At 54.3% G+C, this 18087-nt stretch carries 13 protein-coding genes and 1 pseudogene; 3 read left to right on the top strand and 11 right to left on the bottom strand.

Annotated features, from left to right (window positions below):
* Positions 1-225 (top strand): annotated as a pseudogene (locus HMPREF2872_RS09695) (valine--pyruvate transaminase); the annotation flags it as partial.
* Positions 226-293: 68 nt separating this feature from the next.
* Here HMPREF2872_RS09695 and HMPREF2872_RS09690 read toward each other — a convergent pair.
* The 6 genes from HMPREF2872_RS09690 to HMPREF2872_RS09665 all read right to left on the bottom strand — a co-directional run bounded on the left by HMPREF2872_RS09690 (position 294) and on the right by HMPREF2872_RS09665 (position 7187).
* Positions 294-1052 carry an iron ABC transporter ATP-binding protein gene (locus tag HMPREF2872_RS09690; RefSeq protein ID WP_003684210.1) on the bottom strand — a complete coding sequence of 253 codons (759 nt, stop codon included), beginning with the start codon at positions 1050-1052 and terminating at the stop codon, positions 294-296.
* An 80-nt stretch (positions 1053-1132) separates the two neighbouring features.
* A complete protein-coding gene (locus tag HMPREF2872_RS09685) occupies positions 1133-1759 on the bottom strand; it encodes an FmdE family protein (protein ID WP_070633244.1) in 627 nt (208 codons plus the stop codon).
* 88 nt (positions 1760-1847) lie between these two features.
* The gene (locus HMPREF2872_RS09680; protein ID WP_070633241.1) at positions 1848-2819 is read right to left on the bottom strand and encodes an iron chelate uptake ABC transporter family permease subunit; all 972 of its coding nucleotides are present in this window, start codon (positions 2817-2819) and stop codon (positions 1848-1850) included.
* Positions 2809-3777 (bottom strand): ABC transporter permease, encoded by a 969-nt coding sequence (locus HMPREF2872_RS09675; RefSeq protein ID WP_070633239.1) that lies wholly within the window; start codon positions 3775-3777, stop codon positions 2809-2811. The genes HMPREF2872_RS09680 and HMPREF2872_RS09675 overlap by 11 nt, the downstream gene beginning before the upstream one ends.
* Positions 3778-4006: 229 nt before the next feature.
* On the bottom strand, positions 4007-4969 hold the full coding sequence (locus tag HMPREF2872_RS09670; protein WP_070633237.1) for a siderophore ABC transporter substrate-binding protein: 963 nt from the start codon (positions 4967-4969) through the stop codon (positions 4007-4009).
* 115 nt (positions 4970-5084) lie between these two features.
* On the bottom strand, positions 5085-7187 hold the full coding sequence (locus HMPREF2872_RS09665) for a TonB-dependent siderophore receptor (RefSeq protein WP_070633235.1): 2103 nt from the start codon (positions 7185-7187) through the stop codon (positions 5085-5087).
* A gap of 415 nt (positions 7188-7602) precedes the next feature.
* Between HMPREF2872_RS09665 and groES the strand changes: the two genes are divergently transcribed.
* Positions 7603-7890, top strand: a complete 288-nt coding sequence (gene groES / locus HMPREF2872_RS09660) for a co-chaperone GroES (protein ID WP_003684150.1) — start codon at positions 7603-7605, stop codon at positions 7888-7890.
* A 105-nt stretch (positions 7891-7995) separates the two neighbouring features.
* Entirely contained in the window at positions 7996-9630 is a 1635-nt protein-coding gene (gene groL / locus HMPREF2872_RS09655; RefSeq protein ID WP_070633233.1) for a chaperonin GroEL, read from the top strand.
* A 308-nt stretch (positions 9631-9938) separates the two neighbouring features.
* Here groL and katA read toward each other — a convergent pair whose 3' ends face one another.
* The 5 genes from katA to HMPREF2872_RS09630 form a co-directional block, all read right to left on the bottom strand.
* Positions 9939-11453, bottom strand: a complete 1515-nt coding sequence (gene katA / locus HMPREF2872_RS09650) for a catalase KatA (RefSeq protein ID WP_070633232.1) — start codon at positions 11451-11453, stop codon at positions 9939-9941.
* 292 nt (positions 11454-11745) lie between these two features.
* The gene (gene fhuB / locus HMPREF2872_RS09645; protein ID WP_070633230.1) at positions 11746-13713 is read right to left on the bottom strand and encodes a Fe(3+)-hydroxamate ABC transporter permease FhuB; all 1968 of its coding nucleotides are present in this window, start codon (positions 13711-13713) and stop codon (positions 11746-11748) included.
* Positions 13707-14618, bottom strand: a complete 912-nt coding sequence (locus HMPREF2872_RS09640; RefSeq protein WP_283119018.1) for an ABC transporter substrate-binding protein — start codon at positions 14616-14618, stop codon at positions 13707-13709. Before HMPREF2872_RS09640 ends, fhuB begins: the two co-directional genes overlap by 7 nt.
* 150 nt (positions 14619-14768) lie before the next feature.
* The gene (locus tag HMPREF2872_RS09635) at positions 14769-15533 is read right to left on the bottom strand and encodes an ABC transporter ATP-binding protein (protein WP_070633226.1); all 765 of its coding nucleotides are present in this window, start codon (positions 15531-15533) and stop codon (positions 14769-14771) included.
* A gap of 215 nt (positions 15534-15748) precedes the next feature.
* Positions 15749-17971 (bottom strand): TonB-dependent receptor, encoded by a 2223-nt coding sequence (locus tag HMPREF2872_RS09630; protein WP_070633224.1) that lies wholly within the window; start codon positions 17969-17971, stop codon positions 15749-15751.
* Positions 17972-18087 lie beyond the last annotated feature (116 nt).

The raw sequence follows: 18087 nt of genomic DNA, 5'->3' as shown, positions 1-18087 counted from the left end.
TGGTTTGAAAACCTGCCTGTTTCGTCGCAAACTTTGTACGAAATGCTCAAGGCCGAAGGCACGCTGATTATTCCGGGCGAGCATTTTTTTGTCGGCATCGATACGCAAGACTATCCGCACGCGCATGAGTGCATCCGCATGAGCATTGCGCAGGACGCGGAAACGCTGGAAAAAGGCATTGTCGCGATCGGTCGCGTGGTGCGCGGTTTGTACGATAAAAAATAAACGCTTTGAATAGGCAAAGGCCGTCTGAAACCTGAACAATCGGGTTTCAGACGGCCTTTTTGTCGGATTTAGATATGGTGGATAACCAGTTTTTTGCCTTCGTAATCGAGGACGTTGACGTCCATATCGAATAGGGTTTTGATGTTTTCGGCGGTGAAAATATCGTTGGGCTTGCCCTGCATGGCGACTTGGCCGTTTTTCATGGCGACGACGTAATCGGCGTAGGCGGCGGCCTGGTTGATGTCGTGCAGAACGACGACGGTGGTGCGTTTGTGTTCGTCGGTCAGCCGGCGCAGGATTTGCATGAGGGAGCGGGCATGATACATGTCGAGGTTGTTCAGCGGTTCGTCCAGCAAAACGTAGTCGGTGCGCTGGCAGAATACCATGGCAATCATGGCGCGTTGGCGTTGGCCGCCGGAAAGCTCGGTCAGGTAGCGGTCGGCGAAGTCTTGCAGGTGGAACTCGGCAAGCGCTTCTTCGACGATGGTTTTGTCGTTTTCAGACGGCCTGCCTTGATGGTAGGGATAGCGGCCGAACATGAGTAGGTCGCGCACGGTAATGCGGCTCATGATGCTGTTTTCTTGGGTAAGGATGGAAAGTGTGCGGGCGAGTTCGGCGGTGGGGGTGGTTTTGATGTCTTTGCCTGCGTAGCTGATGTCGCCGTGTACCAAGGGCTGCAGGCGCGCCATAAAGGAGAGGAGTGTGGACTTGCCTGCGCCGTTCGGGCCGATCAGCGCGGTAATGCCGCCTTCGGGAATGTCGAGGCTGACGTCGTTGAGGATGGGGTTGCTGCCGATGGTGTGGCTGACGTTGCGGATGGTAATCATAGGCGGGTCCGAAAATGGAAATTGGAGTTTCAGACGGCCTTGAGTTTTAAGGCCGTCTGAAACTTATTGATTATGACGTTTTAGATTTCTTTGACGGTGACAAATTCAGGATTGTCGGCTTGGTCAATCAGGAAGGCGCGGACGCGTTCTTGCCAAAGCTCGCCGAATTGTTTGAGTTCGTCGGCACTTGCGCTGCCGCTGACGGCTTTGGGCATGATGTCGCGCATTTGCGGCGCAAAGGGTTGGAGTGCGGCGTTGAGGCTGACGGCAACGGTTTTGCCGGTATCGCGGCGGCAGAGCGCGAGTGTGCCGTTGATTTCGCCTGCACCAAAGGACAAGAGATGGCGGCGGGCAAAGCGTCCGGCAGGGCCTACGCCGCCAAAGCCGGTTTCGGGTGCCGCGCCGGTAAGGAGTTGGACGACGGAAGCGGTAACACCGGTCGTGCCTTCGTCACGCTCGCCCTGCATAAAGGCTTCGATGTCGCCGCGTTGCGGCAGCTCTGCGCCGTAAAGGGCTTTCAGGCCTTTGATGACCATTAGGTAGGCTCCGGCGACAGTCGGGCAGGAGTGGCCGCACAGGCGCACGGCATCGGCGTAGTGGTAAGTGAGGATGCCGTTTTCGGCTGCACCGAGGAAGTCGGCCAATGCGTCTTGGACGGTAATGGTCGGGGCGTCATCGAAGAATGAAGGGAGGCGTTCTGGTGTCATGAGGGTTGTCCTTTATGGGTTTGCTTAGGCCGTCTGAAGGTTTCAGACGGCCTGAATTTATTTTTGTGAGCGTTTGGGCACGTTTAATTTATTTCTTTTTCAACACCAAATATAAAAATACCAATCCGCCTGCAAATTCGACGACCACGCTCAATACGGCCTGCATGCCGAGGAAGTGTTCGAAGATGGTTTGCCCGCCGACCAACAGGATGCCGCCGACACAAAAAGTCATGGGCAGGCGGACGGAATGTTTGACCGACGGGGAAAAATAGTTGGCCAGCGCGGCAACCAGCAGGCCGAAAAAGCTTACCGGGCCGACAACGGCGGTCGCAGTTGCAACCAGCGCAGCGATCCACAACAGCAGCCATAAGGTATTGCGCGTGTAGTTGATGCCCAAATTGATGGCCTGATTGCGGCCGAGCAGGTAAACATCGAGGCGGTGGCATTCGCGCCAGATCACGGCGGCGCTGATGAGCAACACGACTGCACCGATACTCAACAATTCCGAGTGGACAGTATTGAAGGTGGCAAACATATTCGCCTGCGCGGCGGTAAATTCTTCGGGGTCAATCATGCGTGAAAGCAGCGACGACAGGCTGCGGAACAAAATCCCGAAAATCACGCCGATTAAAATCATGCGCGACAAATCGCGTCCGCCCTGTTTGATGAGCGTGTAGAACAGCAGAAGCGAGCCGCCCATCATGATGACCAGTTCAAAGCCGAATTTGCCCGTCAACGGTAGGGAAGCATAGCCCACGCCGCCGAGCGTAAACACCAGCAAGGTCTGCAAAAACACATACAGCGAATCGAAACCCAAAATAGAAGGGGTCAGAATCGGATTATTGGTCAGCGTTTGGAAGAGTTGCGTGGACACGCCGACCGCATAGGTAACCATCAGCAGCGCGGCAAGTTTGGTCAGACGCAGGTGCAAGACAAAGTCCCAATCGCCTTTGACGTTGAGTGTCATAAACAGAACGCAGGAAACCAGCAACAGCGCAAAGGCCACCCACAAGGGACGGCTGCTTCCTGCCATAAAACCGATATTTTTTTCAGACGGCATGAGCAGGTTTCCTTAATAAAAGCCATAAAAACAAAGCCGTCCCCATCACGCCAAAAACCGTAGAGACCGGAATTTCAAACGGAAACACAATTACGCGTCCGACAATATCGCACAGCAACACCAAAGATGCGCCCAGCAAGGCTACCGCAGGCAGGCTTTGGCGCAGCTTGTCGCCCATCAGGCGGCTGATGATGTTCGGCACAACTAGGCCGATAAACGGAATATTGCCGACCGTCACGACCACTAAAGACGTAATCAGCGCCACAATAATCAGCCCCGACCACAGAATCGCCGTCCGGTTCAGCCCCAAGTTCACGCTCACCGTTTCGCCCAAACCCAAAATCGTCAGCTGGTCGGCAATCAAATAGGCAAACAAAGCCAAAATCCCCGTTGCCCACAACAGCTCATACCGTCCGAGCAACACGCCGGAAAAATCGCCCTGTTGCCACACGCCGAGCATTTGCAGCATTTCGTTTTCATACGCGATAAAGGTGGCCACCGCCTCAATCACACCGCCGAAAATAATCCCGACCAAAGGCACCATCAGTTGCGCGGTCGGCGGCAGGCGGCGGATCAGCAGCATAAAGACCAACATCCCGATCAGCGCGGCAACGGCGGCAACCGACATTTTTGCCAGCAACGGCGCGGCCGGTAGCAGCAAGGTCATCAACAGCAAGCCCAAAGCCGCGCTTTGGCTTGCGCCCACCATCGACGGTTCGACAAAACGGTTGCGCATCAAAATCTGCATAATCATGCCGGCCACCGCCATCGACGCACCCGTCAGCACAATCGCAAACGTGCGCGGCAGGCGGCTGATGAACATGACCTGCTGGCTGTCGGATAGCGAAAACAGGGTGGACCATTTGAAGTCGGCCACGCCGACCGACAGGCTGACGGCAAACAATATCAGCAGCGCCACACCGTTGACCGCATTTAAAAATGAAGGTTTGTGAAACATAAAATGGTTCGGAAAAATAAGGCCGTCTGAAAGAAGGGTTAAGGTATTTTGCGAAAAAGGCAGGTTTGCCCATCATAAAAACAGATGCAAACAGGCAAAAATTGTCCATTTGCACCATGTATTTTCAGACGGCCTAAATCCAATGACTTCAGATCAAGCAGCTTGATCCTGTGAATCATCAACCCCTTCAGGCCGTCTGAAAGAGGCGGGCGGCTATGCCCGTGCCGAATTACTTGGCCGCATTAAACGCATCGCTGACCTGTTTGGAAGCGTTCAGCAATTCTTGTGCGCCTCCGGCCGCCAGATAGGTTTCCGGTACGAGGTACACGACTTGGCCTTTTTTCCATGCAGTTGTTTCGGCAACCAAAGGATTGTTCAAAACATCTTTCGCAGCCTGACCTTCTTCACCGATGGCCGCGCCGCGGTCCAAAACGAACAGCCAATCAGGATTTTTCTCTTTCAGGTATTCAAAGCTGATAGGCTGGCCGTGGCTGCCTTCTTTAATCGATTCATCAACAGCGGGAACGCCGATGTCTTTATGCAACCAACCGCCCAAACGTGAGGAAGGGCCGAAAGCCGACATCTTACCGCCGTTGACCAATACCACCAAACCCTTGCCTTTGCCTTGCGCAGCAGTTTTCGCCGCTTCAAACGAAGCATCGATTTCCGCTTTCAGCTTGTCCGCTTCCGCCTGTTTGCCAAAGATTTGCCCCAGCGCGTCGATGCGCTCTTTTGAGCTTTCTTTCAGATTGGCGGTTTCGGCGGTCATCTCGATGGTCGGCGCAATGGCGTTCAACTTATCAAATGCTTTGGCTGCACGGCTGCCGATGATGATGAGCTGCGGTTTGTAAGCGTTTAAGGCTTCGTAGTCAGGCTCAAACAGCGTACCGGCAGGTTTCGTGGTTTTGAAATATTCGTCCAAGTAAGGCAGCAGGTTTTTATCGACGGACAAACCGGTTTTCACGCCCAGTTTGTTTAAAGTGTCGAGCATGCCCAAATCGTAAACGGCGATACGCTCCGGATTTTGCGGCACTGTTGCCTCACCGCGCGTGGTTTTCACCGTCAGGCTTGCGCCTTCGGTTTGGGCGGCAGAAGCGGAAGCAGTTTGTGCCTGATTGGAAGCAGAATCTTTTGGTGAACACGCACCCAAAGCGAGGGTGCAGCATACGGCTAAAGCGGTCAAACGTAACATAGAGTTTCTCCGTAGTCGGAAATAAAGTAAATCGAAATGATAACTTGTATCGGATTATAAAGCTAGATGCCGTCTGAAAACTTTTGTTTTCAGACGGCTTTTTCAAGCTGATTGCTTAGAAGCGGTAGTTCACGCCCAAGCGTACATCACGTCCGGTACCTGGTAGGGTATTGGTCCAGCGTTGACTGTGCGGATAGTAGAACTTGTTAAACACGTTGTTGACTGAAAGATTGACATTGAGCGTGTCTTTGCCCAGCGGTTTCCAGTTGGCGAAGACATCGTTCACACCGAAACCTTGGCGTACAACGTTTTCCAGTTTGCCGTCGCGACCTTTTTGACCTGCCACCAATATCGAACCCACGGCTTTTTGAACATAGCGTCCGCGCCAGCCGATTTCCAGATTCGGATTTTGGAAGCGGTAGGCAAGGGAGGCCGTCCAAGTGCGGCCGGTTTGTGCGCCAAACTCGGGGTTCGCGCTTAACAATTTATCTTTGTGCGTATCGTAAAAACGCGGTTTGCTGTGGCTTACGCCGACTTTGGCAGTCAGGCCGCCGGTGCGGTAGGACGCGCCTAATTCGTAACCGTGGTTTTTGACGTAGCCGGCGTTGACGGCTTCACGGATGGCGACAGAGTCGTGGCGGTTTTGCGGATTGGCAAGCGCGTCTTTGATGGTCTGCCAGAAGTAGCTGCCGTTTGCGGCAAACGTGCCGTCGTTGTAGTTGAAGCCGATTTCGGTATTGCGCGCGCGTTCAGCTTTAGTGCCGTCGGCAATCGAGATGATGCCGCGTTTGCCGTGGGTTTGCAGCGCGTCATACAGGCGCGGGCTGCGGCTGGCGTAGTTGTGGCTTACGCTGAAGCTCAAGTTTTCGACAGGTTGGTAAATTACGCCCAGACTCGGGTTGACTTTGCCGTCTGAAACCGATTTGCCGTCATGGGTTTTGATATCGAAATGGTCGTAACGCAGACCGCCGGTCAGGGTAACATCGCCGATATCTTGGATGGCTTCGACATACACGCCGTAATCGGTTTTGGTCGGGTTGGTCAGGCTGTATCCGCGTACCAGACTTTGCAGGGCGGCATCGGTGCTGGTGTATTGCGAATTCAGGAAGGCATGGGGTTTGATTTCCTGATGGCGGTAGTTGACACCGTATTTCAACAGGGTTTTTTCGGCAAGGCGGCTGTCGAAGTTGATATTTGCACCTTTGGTGGTGATTTTGGTTGTGGTCGGACCTGCCACATTGCCTGCGTAACCGCTGCCGCTGTCATCGGCGGAATAGCGTTCGTTTTCCAACACATAGGCGTTGGCGTTCAGTTTTTCGACAAAGCCCAGGTTTTTACCCGTGTACTCCAAGTTGGTGTTGGATTGGGTAGTTTCACGGTATGAGGGTTTCTGCCTGTCTTTTGCAGGGTCGGACTCGAAGATTGTAAACTCTTCACGCACAGTACGGATGCCCCGGTGCTGGTCTTTCATGTGGCTCAACACGATGCGGTGGTCGCCGTCGCCGAAGGTTGTTCCGATTTTGGCCAGGTAGCTGCGTTTGTCTAGTGCGCTGTAAGGTACGGTTTTGCCGCCGTTGGGACTTTTGTAGCCTTTACCTGCTTCGTAATCTTTTTCATCGTTGCGGCTGTAAGAGAACAAACCGTCGAAGTTGCCGGCTTTTCCGAACACGCTGGCACCGTAGTTTACGCCGTCATTGCTGGCATAACCGCTGCTGAGGCGCACGCCCCAGTTTTTATCCAAACCTTTGAGCAAGTCTTCGGCATCGACGGTTTTGGTAATAATCGCGCCGTTGGTCGCGCCGATACCGGCAGATGCCGAGCCTGCGCCTTTCTGTACGGAGACGATTTTGACCAGCGCAGGGTCGATGATGAAACGGCCTTGGTGATATAGTATTTGGCTGTCGGAATAGGCGTTGTCCACCTTAATATCCACCGAGTTTTGACCCATGCCGCGCAGCGTCAGAAATTGGGACGTGCCGTTGCCGCCGCCGAAGTCGATGGCGGGTTCTTCTTTTAATAATTCACGCAAATCGGTTGCCGTGCTTTCGTCTTTTTGACGAAGAGTGACGATATTGGTTTTGATTTTGCTACCTTGGCGGTCACCTTTAACGGTAACGGTATCAAGCACAACATTGTCTTTGGCTTCATTTTCTGCGTGTGCAAAACCGGCTGCCAGTGTCAGTGACAGCAGGCTCAGTCGAAACAGAGGCGTATTCATTGAGAAATGTCCTTAATAAAATGACAGTAATAAAAAATAAAAGCAAATAAAGAGAAATTATCTTTAAAAGATGCAATTAAGAATAATCATCATTTATAATAATGCATTAAAAAGAAATAGTTGTAAAGAGTTGTGTTGCATTTGTAAAGGAATTGTGTTGTTTTTAAACGAATTTTGCAGTTTGTATGTCAGGCCGTCTGAAAAATATGTGATCGGGCATTTTTGCGTATGAAAATATTTGGAAAGACTGCATAGAATTTTTTACTTTTTCCCTTGAATTTGTCGCAAACAACCCAAATCTACCCGCCATTACGGCAGGCGTTCCATAAGCGTGCCGCTATTTTCAAGCAAACCGTGTCTGTCATGTCCGACAGACAATTGTTTTCAATCTATTTATTTATCGGAGCATTAAGACATGACCATCCGCCCTTTACACGACCGCGTAGTCGTCAAACGCTTAGAAGCTGAAGAAAAAACCGCCTCCGGCATCGTTTTGCCGGGTGCGGCCGCTGAAAAACCCGACATGGGCGAAGTAATCGCCGTGGGTGCGGGCAAAATCGGTAAAGACGGCGAGCGCCGTCCGCTGGATGTCAAAGTCGGCGACAAAGTGATCTTCGGCAAATACAGCGGTCAAACTGTAAAAGCCGACGGCGAAGAGCTGTTGGTAATGCGTGAAGAAGACATCTTCGGTATTGTCGAATAAACATTCCGTGTATTCAGAACGACAGGTCGTCTGAAAAGGCATACAAGGTTTTCAGACGACCTCAGATAGAATCAAATGTATTAAATAAATTAGGAGAATCAAAACATGGCAGCAAAAGACGTACAGTTCGGTAACGAAGTCCGCCAAAAAATGGTCAGCGGCGTGAACACTCTGGCAAACGCCGTTCGCGTAACTTTGGGTCCTAAAGGCCGCAACGTAGTCGTTGACCGCGCATTCGGCGGCCCGCACATCACTAAAGACGGCGTTACCGTCGCTAAAGAAATCGAACTGAAAGACAAATTCGAAAACATGGGCGCGCAAATGGTGAAAGAAGTGGCGTCCAAAACCAACGACGTAGCGGGCGACGGTACGACTACCGCCACCGTACTGGCACAAGCCATCGTAGCGGAAGGCATGAAATACGTTACCGCCGGCATGAACCCGACCGACCTGAAACGCGGTATCGACAAAGCCGTCGCCGCTTTGGTTGAAGAGCTGAAAAACATCGCCAAACCTTGCGATACTTCCAAAGAAATCGCCCAAGTCGGCTCGATTTCCGCCAACTCCGACGAACAAGTCGGCGCGATCATTGCCGAAGCGATGGAAAAAGTCGGCAAAGAAGGCGTGATCACCGTTGAAGACGGCAAATCTTTGGAAAACGAATTGGATGTCGTCGAAGGTATGCAGTTCGACCGCGGCTACCTGTCCCCTTACTTCATCAATGATGCGGAAAAACAAATCGCTGCGCTGGACAATCCGTTTGTATTGCTGTTCGACAAAAAAATCAGCAACATCCGTGACCTGCTGCCTGTTTTGGAACAAGTGGCAAAAGCCAGCCGTCCGCTCTTGATTATCGCTGAAGACGTAGAAGGCGAAGCCTTGGCGACTTTGGTGGTGAACAACATCCGCGGCATCCTGAAAACCGTTGCCGTGAAAGCCCCGGGCTTCGGCGATCGCCGCAAAGCCATGTTGCAAGACATCGCTATCCTGACCGGCGGCGTGGTGATTTCCGAAGAAGTCGGCCTGTCTCTGGAAAAAGCGACTTTGGACGATTTGGGTCAAGCCAAACGCATCGAAATCGGTAAAGAAAACACCACCATCATCGACGGCTTCGGCGACGCTGCCCAAATCGAAGCGCGTGTTGCCGAAATCCGCCAACAAATCGAAACCGCAACCAGCGATTACGACAAAGAAAAACTGCAAGAGCGCGTTGCCAAACTGGCAGGCGGCGTGGCAGTGATTAAAGTCGGTGCTGCTACCGAAGTCGAAATGAAAGAGAAAAAAGACCGCGTGGAAGACGCGCTGCACGCTACCCGTGCGGCCGTTGAAGAAGGCGTGGTTGCAGGTGGCGGCGTAGCCCTGTTGCGCGCCCGTGCCGCTTTGGAAAACTTGCACACCGGCAATGCCGACCAAGACGCAGGCGTACAAATCGTCTTGCGCGCCGTTGAGTCTCCGCTGCGCCAAATCGTTGCCAACGCAGGCGGCGAGCCTAGCGTGGTCGTGAACAAAGTGTTGGAAGGTAAAGGCAACTACGGTTACAACGCAGGTTCCGGCGAATACGGCGATATGATTGAAATGGGTGTACTCGACCCCGCCAAAGTAACCCGTTCCGCGCTGCAACACGCCGCATCTATCGCCGGCCTGATGCTGACCACAGACTGCATGATCGCTGAAATCCCTGAAGAAAAACCTGCTATGCCTGATATGGGCGGCATGGGTGGTATGGGCGGCATGATGTAAGGCCGTCTGAACCTTCAGACAAAAAGCAAAAGCAAAACCGCACGGCAAGCAGCCGTGCGGTTTTTTATTTGCAGTAGAGGCATGAGATGTTGTAGAGGGTATGCCATGATTTACAGAGAAATAAGGGCAGCCAGTTCCATTGAATCAAAAGCAATCAAATAAACTTCATTATAAAAAAGGCCGTCTGAAACTTTATTTTGCATTTCAGACGACCTGCTTAATGATCTAAACCGTTACTTTTTGTTTGAACGGCTGTATCGGACAGCTTGGGACAAGAGTTCTTCAATTTCTATCCACATAATGCCTCCTTACAGTAAACCAGGTTGACCTAAAGCCGGGTCGTTGGCTCGTGCCGCTTGGGCATCTTCGACAGTCAGTCCAAGGGCTTTGGCTACGCCTTCGCCGTATGCCGGATCGCAACGGTAGCAGTTGCGAATATGGCGGTATTTAATGAAGTCAGGCGCATCGCCCATGGCTGCGGCGGTGTTGTTAAACAAAGCTTGTTGTTGCTCATTGTTCATCAGCTTGAACAAAGCGCGCGGTTGGCTGAAGTAGTCGTCATCATCTTGACGGTAGTCCCAGTGCGCTGCATCGCCGTTGATTTTCAAAGGAGGTTCGGCAAAGTCGGGTTGTTGCTGCCATTGGCCGAAGCTGTTGGGTTCGTAGTGCGGCAGGCTGCCGTAGTTGCCGTCGGCACGGCCTTGTCCATCGCGTTGGTTGCTGTGAACAGGGCAACGTGGGCGGTTGACAGGGATTTGGCGGAAGTTTACGCCCAAGCGGTAGCGTTGCGCGTCGGCGTAATTGAACAAACGGGCTTGCAGCATTTTGTCGGGGCTGGCGCCGATACCGGGCACAAGGTTGCTCGGTGCAAAAGCGGATTGTTCCACATCGGCGAAGAAGTTTTCGGGATTGCGGTTCAACTCGAATTCGCCCACTTCAATCAGCGGATAGTCTTTTTTCGGCCAAACTTTGGTCAGGTCGAAAGGATGATACGGCACTTTTTCCGCATCCGCCTCGGGCATGACTTGGATGTACATCGTCCATTTCGGAAACTCGCCGCGTTCGATGGCTTCGTACAGGTCGCGCTGATGGCTTTCGCGGTCGTCTCCGATGATTTTCGCAGCTTCTTTGTCGGTCAGGTTTTTAATGCCTTGCTGGGTGCGGAAATGGAATTTCACCCAGAAACGTTCGCCCGCTTCATTCCAGAAGCTGTAAGTATGCGAACCAAAACCGTGCATATGGCGGTAACTGGCGGGGATGCCGCGGTCGCTCATGACGATGGTGACTTGGTGCAGGGCTTCGGGCAGCAGCGTCCAGAAGTCCCAGTTGTTCGTGGCAGAACGCATATTGGTACGCGGGTCGCGTTTGACGGCTTTATTCAGGTCGGGGAATTTGCGCGGGTCGCGCAGGAAGAATACGGGCGTGTTGTTGCCGACCATGTCCCAGTTGCCTTCTTCAGTATAGAACTTCAAGGCAAAGCCGCGGATGTCGCGTTCTGCATCGGCAGCGCCGCGCTCGCCTGCCACGGTGGTGAAACGGGCGAACATCTCGGTTTGCTTGCCGACCTCGCTGAAGATTTTGGCGCGGGTGTATTTCGTGATGTCGTGCGTCACGGTGAACGTACCGAATGCGCCCGAACCTTTGGCGTGCATACGGCGTTCGGGGATGACTTCGCGCACGAAGTCGGCGAGTTTTTCATTCAGCCATAAGTCTTGCGCCAGCAGAGGGCCGCGTGGGCCTGCGGTCAGGCTATTTTGATTGTCGGCAACGGGCGCACCATTGTTCATGGTCAGGTGGGTAACAGGGCATTTGGAGATAGACATCGTTATTTCCTTTGTATAGTTGTCATAGGTTGATGAGACGGTTTGCCGGACGGGATGCTTATATCCAAGCAACTAATAAAAATTTAATATCGATATTTAAATTTTGTTTGCATTAAGCTATGAGTAAAACTATACAGAAAGGTTTTGACTATTGGAACTATGACCTCAATTTAATATTGTTATTATTAATTGAGATTTGATTTTTGTTAGATTTTTATTATCGAATAAACATGTTAAACAAAAAGGTCGTCTGAAACTGTTTTCAGACGACCTTTTTGTATCTCCGTTCGCATTAAAGCTTGCGCATCATCATCATGAAATATGCGCCGCCTATGAGCGTGGCCATCATTCCGGCGGGGACTTCGTAAGGGAACATTACCTGCCTGCCCAGCCAGTCGGCCGTCATCATAACCGATGCGCCGATGAGTGCGGCGGCAGCAAGTTGCTGTTTGGGCAGGCGTGCGCCGAGCATACGGGCCAGATGAGGCGCAAGCAGTCCGACGAAGCTCAAGGGGCCGATAAGCAGTGTGGATAAGGCGGTTAACGCTGCGCTTGAGACGATCAGCACCAGCCGTGCGAGGGGGATGTTGATGCCGACGGAGCGGGCGATTGTTGCGTTCAGGCTGAGCAGTCCGAGCCAGCGTTGCAGCGTGAGGATGAGGAGGAGCGAGGCGGCGGCGAGGAGGCCGACGGTAAGGGCGGACTCGGGCGTTGCCTGATAGGTCGAACCTGACATCCACAATAAAAGCAGTTGTACGCGGAAATCGCCGGTTGCCATCCAAATGCGGATGGCGGCATCGGCGAGTGCGGCCAGCGCCATGCCGGTAAGCAGGATTTTTTCGGGAGTAAATCCGTTTTTGCGGTTGAACAGCATCAACAGCCCCAAGGATACGAGAGCGGAAACGATACCTGTCAGCCAAAACCAGCCGCTGCCCGAGGTAATGCCGAACAGCATCACTACCGACATCGCGCCGAATGCCGTTCCAGAGCTGATGCCCAAGAGTTCGGGTCCCGCCATCGGGTTTTGCGTCAGCCTTTGCAGTATGACGCCGGTCAACGCGAGCATGGTGCCGGTGGCGGCGGCGAGCAGCACGCGCGGGTAGCGGAATACGAAATATTCCGGGTCTATGGTCAGGCGCAGGGTTTCGTCATAGCGTCCGACCGTAAACGCCAATACCGATACGGCGACGGCGATAAGCAGCAGAAAACGCAAGAGGCGCGGGACGTGCGGCGCGGCGGTTGAAATATCGGAGGTCGTCTGAAACGAAGGACGCGGAGGTGCTTTCGCCGTCAGCCACAACAAAAGCGGCGCGCCGACGAGGGCAGTTACAGCGCCGGCGGGCAGATCGGTGCCGCGGTAGTGTTTCAGCAGCATCAGGCCGTTGTCCGTCAGCATCAAAAGCAGTGCGCCGACGATGAAGGAACAAATCAGGCGCATGGACAGCGTGCGTACGCCCATTTGCCGCACCAGCGTTGCCGCCGCCAATCCGACAAAGCCCATCATGCCGACAAAGCCGACCACGCCCGCACTCAAAAATGCAGCAACCGCCAAAGACAGCAGGCGGATTTTCTTCACCGGTATGCCTGCCGATTCCGCCTGTGTGTCGCCCAGGCTCATGATGTTTAACGGTTTGATTAAAAAGGCGGTAAGTATGGCGGCAACAGCAATCCGCCACAAAAGCCCCAACGTATCGCGCCAACTGTCCTGCACCAGGGAGCCGCTGCCCCACTGCATCACGCCGCGCGTCTCTTCGCTGAAAAACAGCATCACGATACCGGTGAGGGAACCCAGATACAGGCTGACCACCAAACCCGCCAGCACGACGCTGAGCGGTTGCAGGGCGCGCCGTGCCGACAGCCGCAATACCGCGCCCAAAGCCGCCGCTGCGCCGGCAAACGCCACGGCGGATGTGCCGTAGGCAAGGAAGGAAGGGGCGAACACGGTCGCCGCCACCAAAGCCGCCTGCGCGCCGCTGCTGACAGCCAGTGTACTGTCGGATGCGAGCGGATTGCGCATCAACTGCTGCATCAGCATGGTCGCCATCGCCGTACTGCCGCCTGCGAGCAGCGCCATCGCCATGCGGGGCAGGGTGTTGTTCTGCACCATCAGCGCATCCAAAGGCAGGCTGTCGGGACGGTCAAACAGCCGCAGCCACGGCAGCGTCCATTCCAGCTTCAATATCCAAAACGCCGTCAGCGCGCACGATATTGCCAACGCGGTGGCAAGGATAGGCAGGGGTCGTCTGAAAATCTTTACCATGCGGCTTCCTTTTGTGCGGACGGGTTTTCAGACGACATCGAACGCATCAGTTGCAAAGTGAAACGCTGCATGGACGGCAGTGCGCCGTAGCTCCACGACGGCTCGAAGATGCGGCGGTTTGCAGGGCGGCAGAACGGCAGGCGTTGCCAAAGCGCGCTTTTTTCGAGCGTTGCACGTGTATTTTGAGGATGCGGTTTGACGATGATTAGCAGCGTGTCCGGCGGCAGCTTTGCCAAATCTAAAAGCGTGATGTTTTCGAAACCCCATTCGTTGCTTTTGCCCGTCCAGGCATTGTTCAGCCCCAATTTGTCAAACACGGCCTGAAACAGCGAAGTCTTGCCGTAAATCCGCAAATGCCGCCCGTCGACAAACTGCACCACCGCAAACGGGCGGCCGCGATATGCCGAAAGCGCGGGTTTGGCGCGGGCAAACAGGTTTTCCGTACCGGCAATCAGCTTTTCGGCAGCGGCAGGGTCGCCGATGATTTTACCCAGCCTGCGCGTAGCTTCGACCGTGTGGGCATATTCGATGCCTTTTGCCGTGCCGAAATCCACTTCGCGTACCGGGGCGATTTTTTCAAACTGGGACTTGGCGGCGGCATACCAGGAAGATTGCACGAAAAAATCAGGCTTTATCTGATACAGCCGCTCCAAATTCGGCTGGAAGCGCAGCCCCGCTTCCTTGACGGCAGCGGGCAGCGGCGGATAGTTCACCCAGGTATCGTACACGCGGCGATCGGCAACGCTGACGGGCGGATGCCCCATCGCCGTCAGTGTTTCGGCGACCGTCCAGTCCGAAGTCGCCACACGCGGTGCGGCGGGTGCAGGCAGGGAAAACAGGAGGGCTGCGGTAAAAAACAGCCGTGCGGTAAGGCGGGGAATGTCGTCTGAAAAGCGGTGGGACATGAGCTTGGAAGGTCTTTCGGTTTTTGAATAAAGGGTCGTCTGAAACATATCGGATACAGGTATTCCACAATGGTCTGCGATGTCATCCGGTTTGGATTCGGGCGGCGGATTTTATGGTCGGAACTTATGAGGCGGGACGGTTTGCCTGCGTCAAGGCAATGCCACGGGGCGGCCGTTTTCAGGATGGGCGATGATGTTCATATCGACGCTGTAAATGTCTTTCAACACTTCTGCGGTCATAATGTCGGCGGGTTTGCCCGTTTTTAATAGCCGTCCCTGTTTGAGCGCGACCAGTTCATCGCAGTACTGCGCCGCCAGATTAATGTCGTGGATGACGATGATGACGCCCAAACCCAAATTGCGAGACAGCTTGCGAACCAGTGCCATCACGTCGATTTGGTGGGCGATGTCCAAAGCGGCAAGCGGTTCGTCCAGCAGCAAAAAGCGGCTTTGCTGCGCCAGGCACATCGCCAGCCAGACGCGCGAACGTTCGCCGCCCGACAGCGTATCGACGATTTGATCGGCAAATTTTTCCGTATGCGTCAGCCGCAACGCCTGTTCCACCGCCTGTCTGTCCGCATCGTTCGTGCGCCCTAAAAGCCCGCTCCAGGCATAACGCCCCATCATAACCAGCTCGCGCGCGGTCAGCGCGGTAGCGGCGGGCAGTTGCTGCGGAAGATAGGCGACTTCTTTGGCGTATGCGCGGGCGGAATAGGCGCGTATTTCTTTGTCGTTCAGCAATATCCTGCCGCCTGCGGGTTCATGCTGGCGGGTGAGCAGTTTCAACAGCGTGGACTTGCCCGAGCCGTTATGACCGATGAGGCCGTACACGCGGTTAGGGGAAAAGTTGACGCTGATGTCGTGCAGCAGCGAGCGGCCGGGTATGGCGAAGGTGGCGTTTTGGATTTGGAACACGTTTCAGACGACCTTTTAGTGGGTTTGACGTTATTCGGAGAAAGCGGCGGCGCAGCAAAATCCATTGCCCGTTGTCGGTGCCGATGCCGCAAAGGCGGAGTTTTACGGCGGTTGTCCGAAAGCGTAGGGCAAAGTCGGACGCCCCAGGCTCCAAGGTCGTCTGAAAACGTTTCAGACGACCTTTGGATCGTTGGAGGCCGTTTGCCGCCCGTCCCTTAAAAATCGACCGAAGCCGACAGGGTGAAGCTGCGCGGTGCGCCGGCGTTCAAGTAGCCGCTGTTAGGGTATCCGCCGACGGATGCCCAGTATTTCTTGTTGGCAACATTATCGAGGCGGGCGCGGAAGGTGGCTTCGTGTCTGCCGATTTGGGTATGGTAGCGCGCGCCGATGTCGAAGCGCGTCCAGCCGCCGACTTTAAGCGTATTGGCCGCATCGGCGTAGGAAGAACCGGTGTAAACCATGCGTCCGTCAAATGCCAAACCCTGCACTTTCGGCACTTCCCATTCCAAGCCGATGTTGGCTTGGGTTTTAGCCGCGCCGATGGTGCGTTTTCCGTCAGTTGAAGATGAGCCGGTAGATTTCTGCTTGGCATCGAGCAGGGTAATGCCGCCCAAGAGCCTCACACCTTGTGCGACTTCCCCGTAAACGGTGATTTCCGCGCCCCGGTGGCGGTCTTTGCCTTCGGAGGTGAAGCGGGCGGTGTTGTCGCTTTCGGCAACGTAAAGCGAACGCGGTTTGTCGGTGTGGAACAAGGCCAATCCCGCGCCGAAGCCGTTGGCTTCAAATTTCGTGCCGATTTCTTTTTGTTTGGAAACATAGGGTTTGAGCGATTCGCCGGTATTGCTGACGGCGTAGACCCGGCCGTTGATGGAGGCAGTCGAGCCTGCAGTCGCGCCTTGTCCCAGGCTTTCGATGTAGTTGCCGTACACCGACCAATTCGGCGTGATGCGGTACACCGCGCCGGCGGCGGGACTGAGGCGCGATTTTTTGTAATTTTCGGTTTGTGCGCCCGTATTATAGGCGTAAGCCTTGTTATGCACCTGCTGCCAGCGCGCCCCGAGCATGAATTGCAGGCGTTTGTCCCAAAGGCTGAAGGTGTCACCCAAGGCGAAGCTGGTCAGGCGTGTTTTGCCGGTAACGGCAGGATTGCCCATGTCGTTGCCCGAATACAGCGGGTCGGCGGCTGCGGGTTGCGGATAGCGGGACGGGTTGTAGAGGTTGGTCGTATATTGGTTGCCCCAATCCATGATGTAAGCGTTTTTGCGCGAGGATTGGAACCGGTTGGCGGCGGCGGTCCATTCGTGCTCTACCGCGCCCGTATTGAATTTGCCGCGCAAACCGATTTCACCCGTGTCGATTTTATCCTTACGTGCGTTGTCGAAGCGGTAAATCGATCCGTCGCCGTTGACATTGCCGACAGTCAGGTTTGCCAGAGAATTGTTTTCCTTGCTGCGGCGGAAGCCGTAGGCGGCGTAGGCAGTCAGGTTGTCGTTGAAATCGTATTCGCCGCGCATTGTGCCGAACCAGTCGCGCTCGTTGGAATACGTCCACGGCTGCGCCCAGTTGGACGAGGCATCAGGCGCGGCCGGCACGGCGGTCAGGCCTGACAGGGTAACATTGGTACGCGTGGCTTTGAGCTTGTTGTCCTGCCAGCCCAAATCGGCGGACAAGCGGGCATTTTCATTGCGCCAGTCTAGGCCGATATTGACCAGGCTGAGTTTAGACTTTTCGTCATCTATTGCGGTTTTGCCGTTATGGTGCGCCGCATTGACGCGCACGCCGAATTCCTGATTTTGTCCAAAACGGCGCGCCACGTCCGCCGCCAAACCACCGCGTTTTCCCGCGCCGTAATTGGCAGTCAGCCGGTTCAATCCTTCATTGGGCGCGCGTTTGGGCAATACGGATACCGTGCCGCCGATATTGTTGCCGCCCGGCGCCATGCCGTTTAAGAAGGCGGATGCGCCGCGCTGGACTTCCACGCGTTCGAAAAGCTCGGTGGCGATGTATTGGCGCGGCAGGATGCCGTAAAGGCCGTTGTACATGGTATCGTCCGATTCGGCGGCAAAGCCGCGTATGAAATACGCTTCCTGAAAATTGCCGTAACCGCGCGCAACGCGGACGGTCGGGTCGTTTTGCAGTACGTCGCCGACACTGCGCGCATGTTTGTCCTGAATCAGCCTATTGGTGTAAGCAGTATTGGAGAACGGCGATTCTAGGTTTTTTTTATTGCCCAAAATACCCACGCGGCTGCCGCGCGCCACCTGTCCGCCCTTAAATGCAGGAATCAAACCGCCCTTGGATGCGTCTGCGCTGGCGGTTACGGTGATGGTTTCGAGTTCGGCGATTTCTCGGGCTTGGGGTTCGTCTGAGGCAAATGCCGCCGAAACGGTAAGGAGGGAGAGGCTGAGGATGCTGAGTCTGGAAGCGGGCTTAGTCATTTGTATTTTCTTTCAAAAGTCGATCGTAACGGTTAATTTTAAAAGAAAATTAATTTTATTTCAAAAAGAAAATAAATAAATGATAAAAGGTCGTCTGAAACTGTTTTCAGACGACC

The organism is Neisseria sp. HMSC069H12 (genome assembly GCF_001812735.1).
GTDB classification, from domain to species: Bacteria; Pseudomonadota; Gammaproteobacteria; order Burkholderiales; family Neisseriaceae; genus Neisseria; species Neisseria subflava.
This window is presented reverse-complemented; position numbering and strand designations above follow the sequence as displayed.

Coding starts and splice junctions, on each gene's coding strand:
- HMPREF2872_RS09690 (WP_003684210.1), bottom strand. CDS start 1,052: ATGATTACCATCCGCAACGTCAGCCACACCATCGGCAGCAACCCCATC.
- HMPREF2872_RS09685 (WP_070633244.1), bottom strand. CDS start 1,759: ATGACACCAGAACGCCTCCCTTCATTCTTCGATGACGCCCCGACCATT.
- HMPREF2872_RS09680 (WP_070633241.1), bottom strand. CDS start 2,819: ATGCCGTCTGAAAAAAATATCGGTTTTATGGCAGGAAGCAGCCGTCCC.
- HMPREF2872_RS09675 (WP_070633239.1), bottom strand. CDS start 3,777: ATGTTTCACAAACCTTCATTTTTAAATGCGGTCAACGGTGTGGCGCTG.
- HMPREF2872_RS09670 (WP_070633237.1), bottom strand. CDS start 4,969: ATGTTACGTTTGACCGCTTTAGCCGTATGCTGCACCCTCGCTTTGGGT.
- HMPREF2872_RS09665 (WP_070633235.1), bottom strand. CDS start 7,187: ATGAATACGCCTCTGTTTCGACTGAGCCTGCTGTCACTGACACTGGCA.
- groES (WP_003684150.1), top strand. CDS start 7,603: ATGACCATCCGCCCTTTACACGACCGCGTAGTCGTCAAACGCTTAGAA.
- groL (WP_070633233.1), top strand. CDS start 7,996: ATGGCAGCAAAAGACGTACAGTTCGGTAACGAAGTCCGCCAAAAAATG.
- katA (WP_070633232.1), bottom strand. CDS start 11,453: ATGTCTATCTCCAAATGCCCTGTTACCCACCTGACCATGAACAATGGT.
- fhuB (WP_070633230.1), bottom strand. CDS start 13,713: ATGGTAAAGATTTTCAGACGACCCCTGCCTATCCTTGCCACCGCGTTG.
- HMPREF2872_RS09640 (WP_283119018.1), bottom strand. CDS start 14,618: ATGTCCCACCGCTTTTCAGACGACATTCCCCGCCTTACCGCACGGCTG.
- HMPREF2872_RS09630 (WP_070633224.1), bottom strand. CDS start 17,971: ATGACTAAGCCCGCTTCCAGACTCAGCATCCTCAGCCTCTCCCTCCTT.